General features: G+C 60.5%; 16 protein-coding genes. 12 read left to right on the top strand and 4 right to left on the bottom strand.

What is annotated here, in order from left to right; translation table 11 throughout:
* Nucleotides 1–64 precede the first annotated feature (64 nt).
* Complete coding sequence (locus tag CCGE531_RS10495; protein ID WP_120664104.1) at nt 65–3,484, top strand: DUF3971 domain-containing protein; 3,420 nt, start codon at nt 65–67, stop codon at nt 3,482–3,484.
* Between the two features lie 58 nt (nt 3,485–3,542).
* On the opposite strand, the gene CCGE531_RS10490 is transcribed toward CCGE531_RS10495, so the two are convergent.
* Both CCGE531_RS10490 and tyrS read right to left on the bottom strand, forming a co-directional pair.
* Entirely contained in the window at nt 3,543–3,869 is a 327-nt protein-coding gene (locus CCGE531_RS10490; protein WP_120664103.1) for a hypothetical protein, read from the bottom strand.
* 184 nt (nt 3,870–4,053) lie between these two features.
* Entirely contained in the window at nt 4,054–5,310 is a 1,257-nt protein-coding gene (gene tyrS, locus CCGE531_RS10485) for a tyrosine--tRNA ligase (protein WP_120664102.1), read from the bottom strand.
* Nucleotides 5,311–5,602: 292 nt separating this feature from the next.
* On the opposite strand from tyrS, the gene CCGE531_RS10475 reads away from it, so the two are divergent.
* Complete coding sequence (locus CCGE531_RS10475; protein ID WP_120664100.1) at nt 5,603–8,095, top strand: caspase domain-containing protein; 2,493 nt, start codon at nt 5,603–5,605, stop codon at nt 8,093–8,095.
* A 166-nt stretch (nt 8,096–8,261) separates the two neighbouring features.
* Complete coding sequence (locus CCGE531_RS10470) at nt 8,262–8,780, top strand: GNAT family N-acetyltransferase (RefSeq protein WP_120664099.1); 519 nt, start codon at nt 8,262–8,264, stop codon at nt 8,778–8,780.
* A gap of 12 nt (nt 8,781–8,792) precedes the next feature.
* Here the strand turns inward: CCGE531_RS10470 and CCGE531_RS10465 are convergent, their stop codons facing one another.
* Nucleotides 8,793–9,470, bottom strand: a complete 678-nt coding sequence (locus CCGE531_RS10465) for an alpha/beta hydrolase (RefSeq protein ID WP_004108794.1) — start codon at nt 9,468–9,470, stop codon at nt 8,793–8,795.
* Between the two features lie 233 nt (nt 9,471–9,703).
* On the opposite strand from CCGE531_RS10465, the gene CCGE531_RS10460 reads away from it, so the two are divergent.
* From CCGE531_RS10460 to CCGE531_RS10420, 9 genes are all read left to right on the top strand, one after another.
* On the top strand, nt 9,704–10,870 hold the full coding sequence (locus tag CCGE531_RS10460) for a cysteine desulfurase family protein (protein WP_120664098.1): 1,167 nt from the start codon (nt 9,704–9,706) through the stop codon (nt 10,868–10,870).
* 146 nt (nt 10,871–11,016) lie between these two features.
* On the top strand, nt 11,017–12,486 hold the full coding sequence (gene sufB, locus CCGE531_RS10455) for a Fe-S cluster assembly protein SufB (RefSeq protein ID WP_120664097.1): 1,470 nt from the start codon (nt 11,017–11,019) through the stop codon (nt 12,484–12,486).
* Nucleotides 12,483–12,764, top strand: coding sequence for a cytoplasmic protein (locus CCGE531_RS10450; protein ID WP_245458830.1), 282 nt, complete (start codon nt 12,483–12,485; stop codon nt 12,762–12,764). The genes sufB and CCGE531_RS10450 overlap by 4 nt, the downstream gene beginning before the upstream one ends.
* Before the next feature lie 30 nt (nt 12,765–12,794).
* Nucleotides 12,795–13,550, top strand: coding sequence for a Fe-S cluster assembly ATPase SufC (gene sufC / locus CCGE531_RS10445; RefSeq protein WP_120664096.1), 756 nt, complete (start codon nt 12,795–12,797; stop codon nt 13,548–13,550).
* 22 nt (nt 13,551–13,572) lie between these two features.
* Nucleotides 13,573–14,847 carry a Fe-S cluster assembly protein SufD gene (gene sufD / locus CCGE531_RS10440; protein WP_120664095.1) on the top strand — a complete coding sequence of 425 codons (1,275 nt, stop codon included), beginning with the start codon at nt 13,573–13,575 and terminating at the stop codon, nt 14,845–14,847.
* 15 nt (nt 14,848–14,862) lie between these two features.
* Nucleotides 14,863–16,104: a cysteine desulfurase gene (locus tag CCGE531_RS10435; protein ID WP_120666695.1), complete on the top strand. Its 1,242-nt coding sequence runs from the start codon at nt 14,863–14,865 to the stop codon at nt 16,102–16,104.
* An 11-nt stretch (nt 16,105–16,115) separates the two neighbouring features.
* A complete protein-coding gene (locus tag CCGE531_RS10430) occupies nt 16,116–16,496 on the top strand; it encodes an SUF system Fe-S cluster assembly protein (RefSeq protein ID WP_120664094.1) in 381 nt (126 codons plus the stop codon).
* A 76-nt stretch (nt 16,497–16,572) separates the two neighbouring features.
* Complete coding sequence (sufA, locus tag CCGE531_RS10425) at nt 16,573–16,962, top strand: Fe-S cluster assembly scaffold SufA (protein WP_120664093.1); 390 nt, start codon at nt 16,573–16,575, stop codon at nt 16,960–16,962.
* A 132-nt stretch (nt 16,963–17,094) separates the two neighbouring features.
* On the top strand, nt 17,095–17,787 hold the full coding sequence (locus tag CCGE531_RS10420; protein ID WP_120664092.1) for a transporter: 693 nt from the start codon (nt 17,095–17,097) through the stop codon (nt 17,785–17,787).
* A gap of 95 nt (nt 17,788–17,882) precedes the next feature.
* On the opposite strand, the gene CCGE531_RS10415 is transcribed toward CCGE531_RS10420, so the two are convergent.
* Nucleotides 17,883–18,149 carry an addiction module antidote protein gene (locus tag CCGE531_RS10415; RefSeq protein WP_120664091.1) on the bottom strand — a complete coding sequence of 89 codons (267 nt, stop codon included), beginning with the start codon at nt 18,147–18,149 and terminating at the stop codon, nt 17,883–17,885.
* Nucleotides 18,150–18,390 lie beyond the last annotated feature (241 nt).

Below are 18,390 nucleotides of genomic sequence, written 5' to 3'. Positions count from 1 at the left end.
TGGGACGCCCGATGGGACGCAACGTCACCAACAAAATTGTATAGAGCGAAAGGCACGCGCAGGAGTGATCCGAGGCGAAAAGATAACATTCCGCAAAAAGGATCTCGTGCCGCTCGACAATCTGCCGTCCGCCCAGGCCGAAGATCCGTTGATCGTGCACGTGCCGGAGCGCGTTCGCCGTCGTCGCTCGCATGTCTGGCATGTCTGCCGCATCACGCTGGTTTTCTTTGCATTTCTCGCCATCATCCTCGGAGCCGTCGTCGCGACCATCGAAGGTGGCATCTTCGACGAGCCGCTGTCGAAGAAGGCGCAGACGGCCCTCGATCGTGCCATCGGCCCTCGCTACAAGGCAGAAGTCGGCGCGACTGTGGTCCGATTTACATCCGGCCTGCGGCTGACGCTCGAAGCTCATGACGTCAACGTCGTCGATCAGGATAGCGGCAAGCATCTGTCGACGATGTCTGCAGTCAACATGGAGCTCGATCCGCTGGCCCTGCTCGGGGGCCGGGTGGAAGTTGCAAGCGTGGCGGCGGAGGGCATAGCGCTCGATACGTCGCTCCTGCCCCAGGGAGACCCCGTCGATCTGACGAAGCTGCGGGTCGATGCACTGCCGCTGGCGCTGAACGCGGCTTTCGACAATCTCGATTTTCTGGAGCATTTCGTGCAGCGCGGCGGCACGAATTCCGTGCGCATTTCCGGATTCTCGATGAAACTGGCGCGCCAGGAAGGCGATCCGATCTCCCTCGTGGTCGACAATCTTACCTTCGAGCGCACCGAGCCGAACACGTTGCACCTCTATGGCGAGGTTGCCGTCAACGGATCGGTCGCGAGACTGGATGTGAAAGCGACGCAGCAGCAAGCCGGCCACAGTTCGTCGCTGACGGCGAAAATCTCCAATCTCGATCTCAAGCCGTTGACGATGGCCTATGATGCGAACGGCGCGCCGCGGCAGGGCGTCATCAGTTTTGCCGATGTGACGCTGTCCGCCGTCAAGGGCGATGCCGGCATCGATCCGAGCCTCGAAGCCGCGATCAACGTGCAGCCCGGCACCCTCTATATGGACCGCGACATACAGGATCTGACGCAAGGCAACATCAATCTCGCCTATAATTTCGATCATCAGACGCTGGAGATTTCGCCTTCGAAGTTGCAGTTCGTCGGCACCGTGGTGCCGTTCTCCGGTGCGCTCATCGATCTCGATCGTGTCAATGCCAAAGCGGGCAAGGGCTTCGGCATCGATTTCGTGATCAAGGACGGCGTTGCCGCGTCAACGATCTCGGGGGAAAAGCCCGTCAGCTTCGACGGTCGCGCCATGGGGCACTTCCTATCCGACACCAAGGAATTCCAGTTCGACAACCTCGGCGTATCGACGCCGCAAGGCGCGCTGTTCGGTTCGCTGCACATTAAGCTCGGCGACAGCTCGCCGGAAATCAGCTTCGGCGGCCGCGCGGACAAGCTGGACACGACGGTCATCAAGCAGCTTTGGCCTTTCTGGATGGCATCGAAACCCAGGACCTGGGTCGAAGCCAATCTTTTTGGCGGCTCGGTGACCAATGCCGTCATATCCGTCTTCATTCCCGCTGGAAGACTGAGGGAAGCTTCGCAAAGCGGCAAGCTGCAGCTCGGCAAGAACGAGCTGCACATCGCCTTCGACATTGCCGGCGCGCGCATGAACGTCCCCGGTGAAATCCCGCCGCTGCGCGATACCAAGGCCCATTTCGATTTGACCGGGCCGAATATGGCCGTCAATATCGCGACGGCGACCTCCTATTTTTCGACCGGTCGCACGATCACGCTGAGCGACAGCAGCTTCTCGATCCCGGCGACCTACGACAAGCCGCTGATGGCCGATCTCGACCTGACAATTTCAGGCTCCGGTGACGCCATAGGCGAGCTCTTGACCTACAAGCCCCTTGAAGTGCTGCAGCGGACCGAGTTCAAGCCGGAGGATTTCAACGGCAAGATCGTCGCCAAGGTCGATGCCAGGATCGGGTTGATCAGGGATCAGCAGCCGCCTCCGCCGGACTGGCAGGCAAAGCTGGAGCTCGACCATGTCGATCTGCTGAAGCCGATGAACAATCGCAAGATCGACAATCTGACCGGTGAGATTTCGGCCGATCCTCAATCGGTGCATCTGCAAGCACAGGCGCAGATCGACGGCATTCCCGCTGAGATCGATATGGTGGAGCCGACCGACGGCAAATCGAGCGTCAAGCGCGCGCGCGTCATCACGGCGACGCTCACCGATGCGCAGCGTAGCGCGGTTCTGCCCGGTCTTCGCGATTTGATCGACGGACCCGTCAAAGTGGAATTGACGCGCATCGACGACGATCGCCAGGGCGTCAAGGTCGATCTCGGCAAGGCGGCGCTGACGGTGCCCTGGATCGGCTGGTCGAAGGGCAGCGGCATTGGAGCGATCGCACAGTTCGAGGCATCCGGCCCTGAAAATCAGACTGCGCTCAAGAACTTCACGCTCAAGGGCGACGGTTTCGGCGTTAGTGGCGACCTCATGATCAGCAAGGGGAGCCTGACGTCGGCAAACTTCGACAGCGTCAAGCTTTCGGCGCTCGACGATTTTGCGCTCTCCCTGAAGCGGAGCAAAAGCGGCGGTTACGATGTCGCCATATCGGGCAACTCCGCCGACATACGCCCGATCCTGGCCCGCCTGAAGTCGTCTACGTCAGGCGGTCAGCAAAATTCGGACGGCGATGCTTCGGCGAGCGCCACCGTTCGCGCCAATATCGACAAGGTCATCGGTTTCAACGACGAGACCATGGGCAACGTCAAGGGCGTCTATTCGATCGCCGGCGGCAAGACGACGGCAGCGGATTTTTCCGGCGTGACCCGCAGCGGCGAGGCGCTCGTCACCCAGATGAGCAAAGGCAGCAACGGCGTGATCCGCATCACGAGCGGCGACGCCGGCGCGGTGGCGCGCTTCGCCGATCTCTACAAGCACCTGAAGGGCGGGCTTCTCAATCTATCGCTGCGCTCGACCGGGCAGGACGATTGGGATGGCTCGCTCGATATCCGCAACTTCGCCATCATCGATGAAAAGAAACTCTCGACCATCGTCTCGACCCCGAGCGGCAAGAATGGAAAGAGCCTGAATGCGGCAGTGAAGCAGAATATCGATACACGCTCGCAGAGCTTCGAACGGGGCTTTGCGCGGCTTGTCATGCGTGACGGTTCGCTGTCGGTCGAGAATGGCGTGGTGCGCGGCGTGGAGCTAGGCGCGACGTTCCAGGGAACGCTGAAGGATGCCAACGGCAAGATGGACATGACCGGAACCTTCATGCCCGCCTACGGCCTAAATCGGCTGTTCGCGGAACTCCCGATCGTCGGTTTCATCCTCGGCAACGGCAGTGACCGCGGCCTCATCGGCATCACCTTCAGGCTGACCGGCACGCTGGAAAAATCGAACCTTCAGATCAATCCGTTGTCGATCATCGCGCCCGGTGTTTTCAGGCAGATCTTCGAATATTGACGAAGTGCCTCGAAGGGTGATCGCCGCCTCTCTTTTCATAAAGACGCCGCGTAACGGATCATTTTTCTTCCGCCAATTGCTGACGTATGTGTTCCGATCCACCGCTCATGCGCCGGGCGAATGGTCGATCGGGATCCACGACGCGCCAGAATGGAGCGTCGCGGGCCTCGCTGATCCGCACCAGATGTCGCTGAACGGTGACCGGGCAACAGGCGTCGGCGCCATATTGTTTGGCAAGCGACTGTCGCAACTCGCCCAGATCCGATAGTCGACCCGCAGGCGCCGCCCAGAGAGCACGGACAACCATTTCCTCGCTTGGGATCAGCATGTTCTGCGTAAGGCTTCTGCCTTTACGCCTCGTTTTGATGACCGGCAGTTCATCCATAATCCACCTCCGAAATAAGGATCTTAGCAGAGGACGATGGGGCAGGTCCCGATCCGACATTGGGAGGGGTTAAATTGTTCCGGCAACGCCATTTGATTGATCGCGCCATGCGTACAGGGATCACGGAAACAAAAAAGCCGGCGGGGGACGCCGGCTTTGCTTATTTTGAGGCAGTTCCCGCTACTCAGGCGGCCGGACGGATCAGGATGTGCTTCTTCTTGCCGAGCGACAGCTTGATGATGCCATCCGCAGTCACTTCGCCGCCGCCGATGATCTTGCGTTCGTCGCTGACGGCTTCATCGTTGATACGAACCGCGCCGCCCTGAACGTGGCGGCGAGCCTCGCCGTTGGAAGCGGCAAGGCCGGCACGCACGATCAGCGAGAGAAGCCCGATGCCGGCTTCAAGCTCGGAAGTCGGAACATCGATCGTCGGCAGGTTTTCGGACAGGCCGCCTTCCTCGAAGGTCTTGCGGGCCGTTTCTGCTGCCTGCTCGGCTGCCGCGCGGCCATGCAGGATCGCGGTCACTTCGGTCGCGAGGATCTTCTTGACCTCGTTGATCTCGGAGCCGGCAAGCGCGGAGAGACGGGCAATCTCGTCCATCGGCAGCGTGGTGTACAGCTTCAGGAAGCGGGAAACGTCCGCATCCTCGGTATTGCGCCAGTACTGCCAGAAATCGTAGGCCGAGAGCAGGTCGGCATTCAGCCAGACCGCACCGGTGGCGGACTTGCCCATCTTGGCGCCGGATGCCGTCGTCAGCAGCGGCGAGGTCAAAGCAAAGAGCTGTTTCGTCCCCATGCGGTGACCAAGGTCGATGCCGTTGACGATATTGCCCCACTGATCCGAACCGCCCATCTGCAGGCGGCAATCATAGCGCTTGGCCAGCTCGACGAAATCGTAGGCCTGCAGGATCATGTAGTTGAATTCGAGGAACGACAGCGATTGTTCGCGGTCGAGGCGCGTCTTGACACTGTCGAAAGACAGCATGCGGTTGACCGAGAAGTGACGGCCGACGTCGCGCAGGAATTCCAGGTAGTTGAGCGAGCGCAGCCATTCGGCGTTGTTGACCATCAACGCCTCCTTCGGGCCATCGCCATAGGTGAGGTAGTTCGAGAAGCAGCGCTTGATCGACGCGATGTTGCTTTCGATCGTATCGATGGTCATCAGCTGGCGGGCCTCGTCCTTGAACGAGGGGTCGCCGACCATGCCCGTGCCGCCACCCATCAGCGAGAGGGGCCGATGGCCGGTCGCCTGCATCCAGTGCAGCATCATGATCTGGATCAGCGAACCCGCATGCAGGCTCGACGCCGTCGGATCGAAGCCGATATAGGCCGTTACCGTTTCCTTGGCGAAAAGGTCGTCGAGGCCGGCTTCATCGGAAATCTGATGAATGAAGCCGCGCTCGTGCAGGGTGCGCAGGAAATCGGATTTGAACTCAGCCATGATCTTGGTCTCTCGAAGCCGCGTCGATGAAGGATGCGGCGAAGTCGCTGTTGTTGAATATCGCGGAGGCGCGTTTAGCACCGATTTGCCGGCACGTCATCATTTTGGTGGGCGCGGATGGCAAGTTTCGATTGAGGCGGGATTTGTAAACGAGCGCGTCCGAACGTGAATAGACCGTGACATCGCCGCCAAGCCGCCGGGAATATGCCGCGCATCCGCCCAAATCAAATCCTAGTCATTTCCTGTTGATGTTGATCCCGTGCGCGTCACATATCTCGCGAAAGAAACCGGTATGTCACCTCTGCTCTCGATGATGGGATTGTCATCCCAAAAGACGATCTCGGCATTCTTTGCCATGATGTTGGTTTTGGCCGGCATTGCTGCTGCGAGCCCAGCCGAAGCGCAAGGTTCCCCCGAAAAGAGAATAGCCTTCGTGGTGGGCAATGCCGCCTACAAGGCGGGTGCCTTGCCGACGCCGGCCAATGATGCCGGCTTGATCGCGCAGACGCTGCAGGCGGCCGGTTTCGATGTGATCGGCGCGCGTGACCTCGACCAGAACGGGTTGCGCGATGCGATGAGGGATTTTCTGACCAAAGCGAATGCGTCAGGGCCCGATACCGTCGTCTTCGTCTATCTGGCCGGTTATGGCGTGCAATATCAGGGCGACAATTATTTCGTGCCCGTCGACGCTCAAATCGCCAATGCGACGGATGTTCCGGTCGAGGCGCTGCGGATGACCGATTTCACCAAATCGCTGGCGGCCATCAACAATCGCGGCAGCATCGTCGTGCTCGACTCGGCGAGGGCTAATCCGTTCGTGCAATCCAGTCAGCCGCTGGCCGGCGGCTTGGCGCTGGTCGAGCCCGACGCCAATCAGCTGATCGCCTTCAATGCGGCACCCGGTACGGTGGCGCCGCAGGAGGCCGGACCTTACGGTTCCTACGCGCATGCGCTGGCGGAAATGATCCGCGTCGGCGGCCTGCCGCTCGGCGATGTCTTCGACCGCACGCGCCTGCGGGTCAGCGATCTGACGAAGGGCGCGCAGATCTCCTGGGATGCCTCTAAATTCAAGAACGCCTTCACCTTCTTCGATCGCGGCCCCGATGCGCCTACTGCCCAGGTTTCCGCTTATGACAATGCGGCGATCCGCACGAAGGCGATCCGCGATTTCGACGAGAGGGGTGCCTATTTCGCCGCTCTCGATCGCGACACATTGCAGGGTTACGAGGATTTTCTCGCGGCCTATCCGAACGACTCCATGGCAAGACGTGTGCGCGCCATCGTCGCCGCCCGCCGCGAGGCGATAACCTGGCGCGAGACCTGGGTTGCCGGTACGCCGGAGGCCTATTGGTCCTATCTGAGGCGGTATCCGCGCGGTCCGCATGTCTGGGATGCCCGCCGTCGTCTCGAGCATTTCGAGGCAGCCCTCGAGCCGCCGCCATCCTTCACCGTTATCGAATATGACGTGCCGCCGCCACCACCGCCGGAAGTGGTCTATGTCGACCGGCCCACGCTTTATTTCGATGATGCCGACTTCGGCTATGCACCGCCGCCACCCGTCGTCTTCCTGGCGCCGCCGCCAGAAGATTTCGTCGTGCTTGCGCCGCCGGAGCCCTCGGTCGATGTTTATGTGCTGCCGGCGCCGGTCTTCGTTCCGGTCCCGCAATGGGTCGAGCCACCGCGCGATATCGCGCCGCCCGAAAACAACATCATCTTCAATAACATCCACAATACGGTCGTGAACAACGCGACGGTCATCAACAACAACACTGTTGTCAATGAGAATGGTGCCGCGCCTGCCGCACCCGGGCTGACGACGGGCCAGAAGCTCGCCGGCGCAGCCGTTATTGCCGGCGCGGGTGCCGCGGCGTTGCATGTTGCCCTGCCGCCCTCGGTGCAAAAGAAAGCTGCGGTTCTGCAAAAGCAGAATCCGGCCGCAGCGGCCAAGGCGGCGCCTGGAACGGCTCCGGCGGTCGCTCCTTCGGCCCAGCCGCAAGCCGGAAATGCCGCTGCTCACCCGCTGCCGGCTGGCGGCAAGCTGCCGGGCAATCCGGGAACGGCTCAGACGAAGCAGGGGCAACCGCTGCAAGCCGCACCCAATGCGATACATAATCCGGCTGCCGCCACTCAACCTGCGCAGCAAGGCACAAATGCCAACGCGCACGCACTTCCCGGTGCTAACGGTCAACCTTTGCCAGCCAAGGGCAAGCTGCCGGCCAATGCTGGCGCGGCTCAAACGAAACAGGCTCAACAGCCTCAGACTGCGCCGAACGCCAATGCACATGCGCTTCCCGGCGCCAAGGGTCAGCCCCTGCCGGCAGTTGGCAATGCGCCTGCCGTGAAGGGGCAAAACCAGATTGCCAAGACTCCGGCGCCGCAAGCGGCGCCCAGCGGCAAACCGAATCCGGTTGCCACTGCACCGAAGCCCAGTACCCATGCCCCGGCAGCGCCGGCCGTCGCCGCCAGGACGCCGGTGAAGCCGGTGAAGCCGGTGAAGCCGGTGAAGCCGAAGGCGGTTCCCAGCAACCAACCTCGGGTCAATAGTCAGCCTCATGTCGCCGCCGCGCCGCCTCGGCAAGCCAATCCGGCTGCTGCGCAGCCCAGGCCGGTGCCGCATGTCGTGGCACAGGCGAGGGCGCCAGCGCCTAAGCCGCAGGCTCAACCGAGGCCTCAGCCGCAGCCGAAGGTCGTGCAGCAGCAGGTGAAGAGGCCACCACCGCCTCCGCCACAAAAGCCTCCGGAAAAGAAGAAGTGCGGCGCGCCTGGTCTGCCTGCATGTCACTGACGGATGATATCAAGCGATAATCTGAAGGCCCGCTCCGGCGGGCCTTCAGATTCGATATTGTCTCTTGACCGGCTTGTTCAAATCTTGCCGTGCGTTTAGCACTTGCCGACCGGTTCCTAATCGATCCACCGGGCTCAGCAGATTCATCACCAAAACAGGCAGGCAGATGAGTGACACCATCATACTCGAAACCCCGCGCCTCGTTCTGACGATGTGGGACAAGGGTGATGCCGAAGTGATTCGGCAATTGCATTCGGCGATCGAAACGACGCGCTATCTCTCGGGCGCCGCCCCATGGACGCTGGAGAAGGCCGAGGAGCGGCTGAAAAGCTGGTTCGATGAACAGGCGCGCGATGGCGTGACCAAATACAAGATGTTAAGGCGCGACGACGGCCGCTTTATCGGCCGCGCCGGCTTCTCGCGCTTTCATCAGGAAAGCGGTCGGGGCGAATTCGAGCTCGGCTATTCCATTCAGAAGGATGCTTGGGGCAATGGCTATGCGACCGAGATTGCCGGCGCGCTGGCGCAATGGTTCTTCTCGCGCGACCTTGCCAGACATTTCATCGCCTTCACCCATCCGCAAAACACAGCATCGCAACGGGTTTTGCGGAAGATCGGCATGCAGGATCACCCGTCGATGACGATCGACGGGATCTCGTGTCCGACTTTCAGAATGGCCCGGTAACGGCCGTTTTTCTTAGCGAATACGCTTGGCGGCCGGTTCCGGCACCAGTTCGCCGTTGAGGCGGCGATCGAGATAGTCCTCGCATTCGCCGAGCAGCGTCTCGACCTGGCCGTTGAAAAAGTGATTGGCGCCCGGCACGACCTTGTGCGTGATCAGGATGCCCTTCTGCGTCTTCAGCTTCTCGACGAGACCGTTGACGTCCTTTTCCGGGGCGACCTTATCCGCGTCGCCGTTGATGATCAGGCCGGATGACGGGCAGGGCGCGAGGAAGGAGAAGTCGTAGATATTCGGCTGCGGCGCGATCGACATGAAACCTTCGATCTCAGGGCGGCGCATCAGCAGCTGCATGCCGATCCAGGCGCCGAAGGAATAGCCGGCAACCCAGCAGCTCTTGGAGTCCGGATGAAGGCTCTGCACCCAGTCGAGCGCCGAGGCCGCATCGGAAAGCTCGCCGGCGCCGTGATCAAATTCGCCCTGGCTGCGGCCGATGCCGCGGAAATTGAAGCGGAGTGTGGTGAAGCCGCGCTTCTGGAACATATAGAAGAGCTGGTAGACCACCTGATTGTTCATCGTGCCGCCAAACTGCGGGTGTGGATGAAGAATAATAGCGATCGGGGCGCTTTTTTCCTTGGAGGGCTGATAGCGGCCTTCAAGGCGGCCTGCGGGGCCGTTGAAAATTACTTCGGGCATCGATACTCCGGCTCTTCTTTTTCTGCGTCCAAATCCAACGGCACGCAGCAAGTTGACTTGACGAATGCGCTCATCTTTTCTAGAACGCAGTTTAGAACAATTCGAAACTTGATGCGGTGTTCCGCGCGTTGTTTGCGCAACGGTTTGTGGAACGTGTCATAAGGCATGCCCGGCTGAAATTTCAAGGAAAATGAACCAGCCGCAACAAAGCAAAGTCGCGCAGGAAGAAGATTATGGCTGCAACACGCCTCTATCTCGACTGGAATGCTACCGCGCCGCTTCATCCGGCGGCGCGCGATGCGATGTTGCGTGCAATGGATATTCAAGGCAACCCCAATTCCGTTCACGGCGAAGGTAGGGCAGCGCGGGCCGCCGTCGAGGCCGCACGCCGGCAAGTTGCAAGCCTGACGGGCGCGGAGCCCGCGCATGTCGTTTTCACCAGCGGCGCCACCGAGGCGGCCAATATGGTGCTGACGCCGGAATTTCGCATGGGGCGGACGCCGCTTGCGATCAGCCGTCTTTATATATCCGCCGTCGAGCATCCGGCCGTGCGCGAAGGCGGACGGTTTGCGGCGGACAGGATCAGCGAAATACCGGTGACGCCGAACGGCACGGTCGATCTTGCCGCGCTCGAGGCATTGCTTGCTGCCCATGACAAGGCAAGCGGTCTGCCGATGGTCGCCATCATGCTCGCCAACAACGAGACCGGAATTCTTCAGCCTGTCGTTGAAGCGGCAAAGCTTGTTCAGGCTGCGGGCGGGATCTTCGTGGTCGATGCGGTGCAGGCGGCCGGTCGGGTGCCGCTCGATATCAATGCGATCGGCGCGGATTTTCTGATCGTGTCCTCGCACAAGATCGGCGGCCCAAAGGGCGTTGGTGCGCTCGTCTCGCGCGGCGAGGTGCTGATGCCGAAGCCGTTGATCCATGGCGGCGGACAGGAAAAGGGCCATCGTTCGGGCACGGAAAACACGCTTGCCATCATCGGCTTCGGCGCGGCCGCGGCCGTTGCGCTCGATGGGATTGAAGGCCGGAATGCCGCAATAGCTCAACTGCGCGGCCGGCTGGAAGAGGGCATGCGGCAGAGCGCGTCCGATGTCATTATTCATGGCGAGCAAGGCGCGCGCGTACCGAATACCAGCTTTTTCACGCTGCCGGGCCTGAAATCCGAAACCGGACAGATCGCCTTCGATCTCGAAGGAGTTGCCATATCCGCCGGTTCCGCCTGCTCGTCCGGCAAGGTCGGCGAGAGCCATGTGCTCGTGGCGATGGGATGCGATCCCAAGCTCGGGGCGCTCCGCATTTCGCTTGGGCTGACGACAACCGAGGCGGATGTCGATCGCGCAATCGCGGCGTTTGCCCGCATCGCGGCAAGGCGCAAGCTGGCGGGTGCGGCGGCCTGACGGCCACAATTTTGCGGAAACCGAAATTTCCGCTTGCCAATCGGGGTGAAAAGTCCCTTTTGGCCGACTACATAGGGGGTAGACATAAGTCTGCCGCAACGTTGACAAGCTGCCGGACCTTGGATCCGGCGAGATTGGAGAACGAAATGCCTGCAGTCCAGGAAACGGTCGATCAGGTTCGCCTGATTGACGTGGACCAGTACAAGTATGGTTTCGAGACCATCATCGAAATGGACAAGGCTCCAAAGGGTCTGTCCGAAGATATTGTCCGCTTTATTTCCGCCAAGAAGCAAGAGCCGGAATGGATGTTGGAATGGCGTCTGGAGGCTTACCGCCGCTGGCTGACGCTGGAAGAGCCCACATGGGCGCGCGTCGACTATCCGAAGATCGACTTCAACGACATCTATTATTATGCCGCGCCGAAGAAATTCGCCGGCCCGAAGTCGCTCGATGAAGTGGACCCGGAACTTCTGAAGACCTACGAGAAGCTCGGTATTCCGCTACGCGAGCAGGAAATTCTCGCCGGCGTCGAGAAGCCGAGGATCGCTGTTGATGCGGTGTTCGATTCCGTTTCGGTCGTCACCACCTTCAAGGAAGAACTGAAAAAGGCCGGCGTGATCTTCATGTCGATCTCGGAAGCCATCCGCGAGCATCCCGATCTGGTGCGCAAGTATCTCGGCTCCGTGGTGCCGACGACGGACAATTTCTATGCGACGCTGAATTCGGCCGTCTTCACCGACGGTTCGTTCGTTTTCGTGCCGAAGGGCGTTCGTTGCCCGATGGAACTGTCGACCTACTTCCGTATCAACGAGAAGAATACAGGCCAGTTCGAGCGCACGCTGATCATTGCCGAAGAGGGAGCCTATGTCTCCTATCTCGAAGGCTGCACCGCGCCGCAGCGCGACGAAAACCAGCTGCACGCCGCTGTCGTCGAGCTGGTTGCGCTCGATGACGCCGAGATCAAGTATTCGACGGTCCAGAACTGGTATCCGGGCGACAAGCACGGCAAGGGCGGCATCTACAACTTCGTCACCAAGCGTGGCGATTGCCGCGGCCATCGCTCCAAGATCTCCTGGACGCAGGTCGAGACCGGTTCGGCGATCACCTGGAAATATCCGTCCTGCATCCTGCGTGGCGACGACAGCCGTGGCGAGTTCTACTCGATCGCGGTTTCGAACGGTCATCAGCAGGTCGACAGCGGCACCAAGATGATCCATCTCGGCAAGAACACGTCGAGCCGTATCGTGTCGAAGGGCATCGCCGCCGGCGTCTCGCAGAACACTTATCGCGGCCAGGTCTCGGCTCACCGCAAGGCATCGAACGCACGCAACTTCACGCAGTGCGATTCGCTGCTCATCGGCGACAAGTGCGGCGCGCATACAGTGCCCTACATCGAAGCTAAGAACTCGACGGCTCAGTTCGAACATGAAGCCACGACGTCGAAGATCTCTGAGGACCAGCTGTTCTACTGCCTGCAGCGCGGCATCCCGACCGAAGCGGCGATCGCGCTGATCGTCAACGGCTTCGTCAAGGAAGTCCTGCAGGAGCTGCCGATGGAATTCGCCGTCGAAGCGCAGAAGCTGATCGGCATCTCGCTTGAGGGCAGCGTGGGGTGATCAAGGAGCGGCAGGATATCGTCGATGCTTATCATCACAGCATTCGCAACCGTGCGGAGCTGGAATTAAGCAAGATGTCCGGTTGCTTTCACTGTCTCGAAGTTTTTCCTGTCGCGGAGATCTGTGAATGGATCCGCGAAACTAGGGAAGAGGATGAGTTGCTCACTGCCATGTGCCCTAGATGCGGCATCGACGCGGTGATTGGTGATACGTCAGGCTATGCCATAGCCGACGTGCAATTTTTGGAAAGAATGAGAAGCCGTTGGTTCGACATCTAGATCGCCATTGGCTGTTTGAAGGAACTCGCAATGCTTGAAATCAAGAACCTGCATGCCCGCATCGCCGAAGACGGCACCGAGATCATCCGCGGCCTGAACCTGACGGTGAAGGCTGGCGAAGTTGCCGCCATCATGGGCCCGAACGGCTCCGGCAAGTCGACGTTGTCCTACATTCTCGCTGGCCGCGACGACTATGAAGTCACCGAGGGCGATATCCTCTATAACGGCGAGAGCATCCTGGAGCTTGACGCTGCCGAGCGCGCTTCCAAGGGCATCTTCCTGGCCTTCCAGTATCCCGTGGAAATCCCCGGCGTTGCCACCATGCAGTTCCTGAAGGTTGCTCTCAACGAGCAACGCAAGGCGCGCGGCGAAGACGAGCTGACGACGCCGGATTTCATCCGCCGCGTCAAGGATGCCGCGGCCAAGCTGCAGATCAATATGGACATGCTGAAGCGCCCGCTCAACGTCGGCTTCTCCGGCGGTGAAAAGAAGCGTGCCGAAATCCTGCAGATGGCTCTGTTGCAACCGCAGCTTTGCGTACTCGACGAAACCGATTCCGGCCTCGACATCGACGCGCTGAAGATCGTCGCCGACGGCGTCAACGCGCTGCGCTCTCCGGATCGCGCCGTGATCGTCATCACCCACTACCAGCGCCTGCTCGACTACATCGTTCCGGATACCGTTCACGTCCTCTACAAGGGTCAGGTGATCAAGTCCGGCGACAAGACGCTGGCGCACGAACTCGAAGCCAACGGCTATGCCGACATCATCGGAGCTGCAGCCTGATCGAGGCGGAAAGGACACGTCGATGAACATTCAGACGACGAACCGCCTCACATCAGCGGAAACGGCGCTGATCGAGGCGTATAACGACCAGATGGGCGATCTGCCTGGTGACGGCGAAGTCTTTGCCGTCCGCGATCGCCTGCTGGACGAGCTGAAGACCGCGGGCCTGCCGACGCGCCGCGTCGAGGCTTGGCATTATACTGATTTCAAGAACCTGCTGCGTTTGGTTCCGAACGACATCGGCAAGGGTCTTGTGGAAGCGCTGCCGCCGACGGTCGAGGGATCTTCGGTTCTTGCCGTTCTCCAGGGGAAGGCAAGTGAAAAAGCTGCCGTCAAGAACCTGACGGTCGGACGCTATGCCGACAGCCTGATCAATGGCACGGCTGCCGCCGGGCTCGAAGCGCTCGACAAGGATGACGCCATCGGGCGCATCAATGCGAGCTTCGTGCGCGACGGCTATGTCATCGACTTTCCCGATGGCACAGAACTCGACGCGCCTCTGGAAATCCAGTTCATTCATGCCGGCGGACAGATTCACAGCCGCCTTCCGGTGTCCTTCGGTGCCGACGTCAAGGCGACGGTCATCGAGCGTCATGAGGCTGTCGAAGGCGCTGCTGCGCTCGTCTCGTCGGTGAGCGAAGTCAAGATCGGCGAACGGGCCGAAGTGACCTGGATCATCCTGCAGGAGCAGGGCAGCGAGGATACGCATCTCGGCCAGCTCCGCATCGATCTCGGCACGGACGCGAAGCTGAGGCTGTTCGTTATCAACGCCGGCGGCAAGCTCGTGCGTCAGGAGCTGTACATCAAGGTAACGGGCGAGGGCGCCGATCTGACGCTGCGCGGCATCAACCTGCTCGGTGGCGATACGCATACCGACGTGACGATGGTGCTTGGTCATGACGTTCCGAACACCGGATCGACGGAAGTCATCCGCAATGTCGTGTTCGACCGAGCCCGCGGTGTCTTCCAAGGCATGATCCGGGTCGCAACGGATGCGCAGAAGACCGATGCCAAAATGGCCTGCAACACGCTGCTGATGTCCGACGATGCCGAGTTCTCGGTCAAGCCGGAACTCGAGATCTTCGCTGACGACGTGCAGTGCGGCCACGGCGCCACGGTCGCCGATATCGACCGCAACCATCTCTTCTATCTGATGGCCCGCGGCATTCCGGAGAACAAAGCCCGCGCCATGCTGGTCAATGCCTTCGTGGCCGAGATCGTCGAGGAACTGGAAGACGAAGCCCTGGTCGAGGCGCTGGAAGGCGTTATCTCGGCCTGGCTGGAAAAGCACGCCTGATTGGAGGCAAAGCTCGTGGACAAGATCGTGCCGGCAACGGCCTATGACGTCGAAGCCATTCGCCGGGATTTTCCGATCCTGGCGAAGACGGTGCATGGCAAGCCGCTGGTCTATCTCGACAACGGCGCATCGGCTCAGAAGCCGCGGGTCGTTATCGATGCCATCTCGCATGCCTATTCGAGCGAATATGCCAATGTGCATCGCGGCCTGCATTTCCTGTCCAATGCTGCGACGGAAGCCTATGAAGCGGCGCGCGAGAAGGTGCGCCGGTTCCTGAATGCGCCGTCGGTCGACGATATCGTCTTCACCAAGAACTCGACGGAAGCGATCAATACGGTCGCTTACGGCTGGGGCATGCCGAAGATCGGGGAGGGCGACGAGATCGTCGTCTCGATCATGGAGCACCACTCCAATATCGTTCCCTGGCATTTCATCCGGGAGCGGCAGGGCGCGAAGCTCGTCTGGGTGCCTGTCGACGACGAGGGCGCGTTCCATATCGAGGATTTCGAGAAGAGCCTGACGGAGCGCACCAAGCTCGTCGCCATCACCCATATGTCGAATGCGCTCGGAACGATCGTTCCGGTGAAGGAAGTATGCCGTATCGCACATGAGCGGGGCATTCCCGTTCTGATCGACGGCTCGCAGGGTGCGGTGCATCTGCCTGTCGACGTGCAGGATATCGACTGCGACTGGTACGTCATGACGGGTCACAAGCTCTATGGCCCCTCGGGCATCGGCGTTCTCTACGGCAAGAAGGAGCGGCTTGCCGAGATGCGGCCGTTCCAGGGCGGCGGCGAGATGATCTTCGATGTCACCGAGGAAAACGTCACGTACAACGAGCCGCCGCATCGCTTCGAAGCCGGCACGCCGCCGATCGTACAGGCGATCGGTCTCGGCTATGCGCTTGATTACATGGATAGCATCGGCCGTGAAGCGATTGCGCGCCACGAGGCCGATCTTGCCGCCTATGCGGCGGAACGGCTGCGGGATATCAATTCGTTGCGCATGATCGGCACGGCGCCCGGAAAAGGCGGCATTTTCTCCTTCGAGCTGGCGGGAATTCATTCCCACGACGTCTCGATGGTGATCGACCGGCAGGGCGTGGCCGTTCGCGCCGGGACGCATTGCGCCCAGCCGCTCTTGAAACGCTTCGGCGTCACCTCCACATGCCGTGCATCGTTCGGCATGTACAATACGCGCGCCGAGGTGGATGCCTTGGCTGACGCACTGGAATATGCACGGAAATTCTTTGCCTAAGGAGGCAAGCGATGTCACTCGACGAAAGCGAACAGAAGATCGACGTGCGCGAAGGGATCGTGCATTCCAGCATCCCCGAGGATGAGCTGGCGCGCCTCAGCGACGACATCATTTCGGCGCTGAAAACGGTCTACGATCCTGAAATTCCCGCCGACATCTTCGAGCTCGGGCTGATCTACAAGATCGATATCGAAGACGACCGCATGGTGAAGATCGTCATGACGCTGACAGCACCTGGTTGCCCTGTCGCCGGCGAGATGCCGGGCTGGGTCGAGAATGCCGTCGGCGCCGTCGAAGGCGTGTCCGGCGTTGAGGTCAGCATGACCTTCGATCCGCCGTGGACGCCGGATCGCATGTCCGAAGAAGCGCAGGTCGCCGTCGGCTGGTATTGAAGCTTTCAGCCGCCGGCTTTACATTAAGACTCGAAGCGCCGGATCTTGACCCCGGTTGCGGAAGGAGAATGAACCCATGGGCTTTGCAGTCATGAGCATGACGGATGCGGCAGCAGCCCGCGTCAAGGCGATCGTCGAGAATTCCGGCCCGGATGCCAAGGGCGTTCGCGTCGGCATCAAGAAGGGCGGCTGCGCGGGCATGGAATATACCATCGACCTGGTGACCGAGCCGAACGCGAAGGACGACCTGATCGAGCGCGATGGCGTGAGGGTCTGGGTCGAGCCGTCGGCCGTGCTTTATCTTCTCGGCACGGAAATGGGCTTCGAGATGACGACGCTGCGCTCGGGCTTCATCTTCACCAATCCGAACCAGACCTCGGCCTGTGGCTGCGGCGAATCCGTCGAATTGAAGCCCGCCGATCTTGCAGCCCTTGCGGCACAACGGCAGGCTGCGCAACCCGCCTAAAAGCAGATTTCGTCGTATTTCACCTTGATGCGTTTCGTGCTTTGCTCGACGCATGCGTAGGTTTCTCTGTCGCCTCCTTGGCTGACCGGCGCAGCCGGATTAAGTCGACAAGGCGAACAACGGAGAGACTTTGTGGTGGCTTCGGCATGGATTTACACATTGATCCCGGCGGCAGCAGCCATCGCGGGTGCCGCTGTTGCGGTGAATACGCGGCCGGGACCCAACCTTGTCAGCGCAATCCAGCACTTTGCCGCCGGCGTCGTGTTCGCGGCGGCAGCCGGCGAAATCCTGCCGGATGTCATGCATCGCGGCTCTCCCCTGGCAACGGTGATCGGCGGCGCAATCGGCGTCGTCGTCATGCTATTGGTCAAGCAACTGGAAAATTGGGCCAAGGGGCCGGTCGGCCTCCTTGCGGCCATCGGCATCGATATCCTGATCGACGGCCTCGTGCTCGGCATCGGGTTTGCAGCTGGCCCGAAGGTCGGTTTGCTGCTGACGATCGCTCTGACGATCGAGGTGCTGTTCCTTGGCCTGACCGTGGCGAACGTGCTTGGTGAGAGCATACGTTCCCGTGCAAGGATCGTCGCCGTCACGGCGGCACTTGCGCTCCTGTTACCTATCGGCGCTTTGCTCGGGACGCCAATCGCTTCGCTGCCCGATCCCATTTTAACCGGCTTTTTCGCCTTCGGGCTGATTGCACTTCTCTATCTCGTCACCGAGGAATTGCTGATCGAAGCCCATGAAACACCCGATCGCCCCTGGGTGACGGTGATGTTCTTCGCGGGGTTTCTCATACTTCTTCTGCTTGAGGAAGCGATCGGCTGACGGTGACCGATCGGTCGTCCCTGGCGAATCATCGAGCATCGTGCAGGGCCGAGATTGCGCGACTTCGAAGCGCTATTCGCAGGTCTTTCGAATTCTCATCGTGCCGCCGGCACCGGCGTCAGCTTGAGGCCGAGCGCCTTGACGACTTTCAGGATCGTCGCGAATTCAGGATTTCCCTCGCCGCTCAAAGCCCGATAGAGCGCCGATCGGTTCATGCCGACATCCTTGGCGAGTTTGCTCATGTTGCGCGTGCGGGCGACTTCGCCCAATGCCCTGGCGATGGAGGACGGATCGTCCGTTGCGAAGGCGGCCGCGATGTAGCCGTCGGGATTGTCCGCGTCCAAAAGATTCTCCTGGTTCATGTCATATGCCTTTCCGTACAAGCCGATCGCGGATTATTCCCGGCGCGGAGCCGATGCGGCCACGGTGGCTCCATTGGAGAAGCCGACCAGAATCGGAACAGGGCAAGCAGCTTTATACGGGCTTTGCGGCGTGATCGCATCCGCAAGCAAGCCTCCGTTCGCCCCCCGGCGACGAAATGAAAATCCGGTTGTTCCGGCATAAATCTGAATTCCAAGGCCCCATTGCCGCGTCGTCAAAAAC

The sequence above is a fragment of the Rhizobium sp. CCGE531 genome, from assembly GCF_003627795.1.
In the GTDB taxonomy this organism is placed as follows: Bacteria; Pseudomonadota; Alphaproteobacteria; order Rhizobiales; family Rhizobiaceae; genus Rhizobium.
The sequence above is the reverse complement of the archived record's forward strand: the minus strand, read 5'-3'. Positions and strand labels throughout refer to the sequence as shown.